General features: G+C 50.4%; 4 protein-coding genes. All 4 read right to left on the bottom strand.

The genetic code is table 11. The features are described 5' to 3' along the window. A partial coding sequence (locus QCE79_RS39135; protein ID WP_404989518.1) for a hypothetical protein occupies positions 1 to 240 on the bottom strand: 240 nt, incomplete at its 3' end. Between the two features lie 172 nt (positions 241 to 412). Further along, complete coding sequence (locus QCE79_RS39125) at positions 413 to 913, bottom strand: DUF2846 domain-containing protein (RefSeq protein ID WP_309854558.1); 501 nt, start codon at positions 911 to 913, stop codon at positions 413 to 415. A gap of 963 nt (positions 914 to 1,876) precedes the next feature. Next, positions 1,877 to 2,278 carry a hypothetical protein gene (locus QCE79_RS39120; RefSeq protein ID WP_309854556.1) on the bottom strand — a complete coding sequence of 134 codons (402 nt, stop codon included), beginning with the start codon at positions 2,276 to 2,278 and terminating at the stop codon, positions 1,877 to 1,879. An 8-nt stretch (positions 2,279 to 2,286) separates the two neighbouring features. After that, positions 2,287 to 2,905: CdiA family toxin C-terminal domain-containing protein (locus tag QCE79_RS39115; RefSeq protein ID WP_309854553.1), on the bottom strand; the 619-nt coding region annotated here is incomplete at its 5' end.

Raw genomic sequence — 2,905 nt, 5'->3', positions numbered from 1 at the left:
GGCGTCGGTCATGGTCTTGATCCAGCCACCCGTCACCGATGTGCCCACCGAGGCGATGCTGTTCGCCCACTTGTAGTCGTACTGAACCGTGCGGCCCGCAGCACTCACGGTCTTGACGATACGGCCATCGGCGTCGTAATACGTCTTCTCGCGCCCGCCCAGCGCATCCGTATGCGCGATACGTTGGTCCAGATCGTCGTACTCGTAGCGCTCGACGCTGCGCTGACCGTTCGTCAGCACCGGGCGGTCGACTTCGATCAGGCGGTTCTTGGCGTCGTACCTGTACTCGGTGCGTTGGACGGACGTGTCTAAGGACGGTCTTAAGCTCTATCGACTAATCGAATGAACTCGGGCCGCTTACGCGGCCCGATTCTAGGAAAGGCAACCATCAAACGGACAACCCAACACGACTCTATTCGGCGGTCGGCTTTCGATTAGCGACGGCCAGTTCAGACTCTTTCACCCCCTTTTGACCGGCTTCCTCGTCGACCAACTGAAGTTTGTTGCGCGCGTAAAGGACGCCCATCTTGACCTCTTGCCAGACGTAATAAATCTTTCCGGCAGCTACATCGATATCGAGCTTAGATTCATTCTCCGCTTTCGATACCAATTGATGCGGACCGGGTGCGACCTCCTCATAGAGATAGGTCTTTGCTGCGGTGTCTCCGATCGGCTCTCCATCAAGTGATGCCGACATCTTGACGCCCGCTCCCATGCTTTCATTACGATAGACGTAGACAGCTGCTTTGTCCTGCGGGACGCTGAAGGTTTTTAGCGCGGCATCCTTTTGCGGGTCGCCCATCGGTACGGAGGCACATCCAGCTAGCACCAACAGAGATGCTGCCAGGGGACTAGGATAAATCGCTTGAACTGCATCTTTTTTATCTTCCTTCTTACTGTAAAAAATCTTCACGCTCGCGCTGATGGTTTTTTCGAGTACATCGAGCGCTTTGTTAAGTGTTTATATTGCCTTAGCATCTTTGAATTTTATCGAGATAGTTCAGCACATCCTCCTGGGTGAGACCTAGCGTTCCAAGCTCGAACTATTTTTCGAAAGAGTCCCGATATGCAAAGCAGATTCTTCCGTTCTCTTTATTTGGTTCAGCCGGCCCTCCGAACCTGCTTGGAACGTAATGCTCAATGGTCAATAGTCATCACGTAAGCATCACGCTAATCGTTATTGCGAATGTGGTTTCGCTGGTTACACCATGTGACAAGTCGCAAGCATCAAGTCAACCAACTCGGACGCTTTTCCTGCTTCCAGCAACTCCAAAATCGCTTTCATTAGCAGCACTCATTTCCGTTCCGCAGTCTAACCTAAATACAGAGAACTTTTTACTTCGATATGCCTGTATCCGAGGGCTGACTGGCGACGTCCCTGACGGAGTACTTTTGCGGCTTGACTCGGCGACACCTTCCGCGTGGAAGTCGTAATCAGAGAGTTAGCTATTGGTCGATCCAAGTTTGCTGACGCTGACTGGACATTCCGTAGGCCGAATCTTCGAATTAAGTTTGATGTATCTCCGTATCAACGCCTCTTCCGGTTTCAGTGGTTCGGTAGAAGTTGACCAACAGATCACCTTTTTCCGTATTGAACGTTGACACCATCTCACCTGCCTCAACTCGACTGAGTCAGTGTTCGCCCGTTTGAAGATCAAGAGCCGCTCTCACGACCCCTTGAGCTATCTTCAAATATGCTAATTTGCTCCTAGGTGAACACGGTGAGAGACGCTCATCCGCAACTCCGCAGCGACCATTGAACCTTTCGAAATCCACTACGTACTTCTGTAAGCGAATACCTACCAGTACATCAACACAAAGGTTCACTACGGCCGCATCCGGGTATGATCCAATAGTATCCATCATCCCATTTGCCTCATAGCCTGGAAATCGTCGCTCTCAGCAAATCGAGTTCCTGTTTCCGTTCCGGATGACGGACAGCAAAAACGTCAGATATCGCTTCTACGTACCGGCGAAAAGTGCTTCCGTCACAATAAAACTCTGGATGCGCTAACGAGTAAAACTCCGGATCAATCCGACTTCGAAACGTCGCGTTTTTTGGCCATTCCTCATATCCATTAATATCCTTTTCTTCCCGATGTTCGATCATCCACCCTGGCTCACCTTCGATGCCACCAACGCCTTGCTCGAAAGAAATGACACGAATGAGATCCCGCAAACGATGATCCGCAAATACAACGTCAAGCGCAAACTTCAACGCGGCATCTTCATCTAACTGCGGGTTGAACCCGCCGAACGCCTCTTTAAAATAGTCCATAACTTCATTCACCTAATCGGATGTACGTTACCAACATAAGGAATACCAGTCTTCGGGTCAATATTGATGTAGGCCCGAAAGTTCACGCCCCCTTCACTTAAATCAAAGCGTGTCGTGCCTGGATCCTTGAGATACATTTCATACCCTCGTTGTCCAACACGTTGCGACATGTCGAGCATCGTTTGATCGCTGAAAATTAACTGCTCATACACCGTCTTCGAGCCTCTGACTAATTTCCCGTTTGCGTTTGTATAGGCATATTCCAACTCACTTATGCCTTTTGTCGCTGTGGAACTCAAGCTATAAGTTGCGCCGTGTGCATCGAGAACCGATGTTGCATTTTGCAAATTATGTGTACCGCTGAGTTGCCCTGTTTTCGTGAATCCGTCAGGCCCGAACAAATGATTTGGCAAATCAGTTCGATACGCCAAACCTTCCGGATAGACGACCATCGACTTCAGCCCTTCTGGCACAGCATTGAATCGAAGCCCTGGCACGGCCCGTTCTAATCCTCTTTCAATCTGCGGCCCAAAACTCTCAGCCGCCGTTCGCGCCACACGTCCAATACTCTGTCCTGCGATTTGGCTACCGCCTCCGATTCCCAAAGTACCGACGTTGATCACCAAG

The organism is Caballeronia sp. LZ003, assembly GCF_031451465.1.
Lineage (GTDB): Bacteria > Pseudomonadota > Gammaproteobacteria > Burkholderiales > Burkholderiaceae > Caballeronia.
The sequence above is the reverse complement of the archived record's forward strand: the minus strand, read 5'-3'. Positions and strand labels throughout refer to the sequence as shown.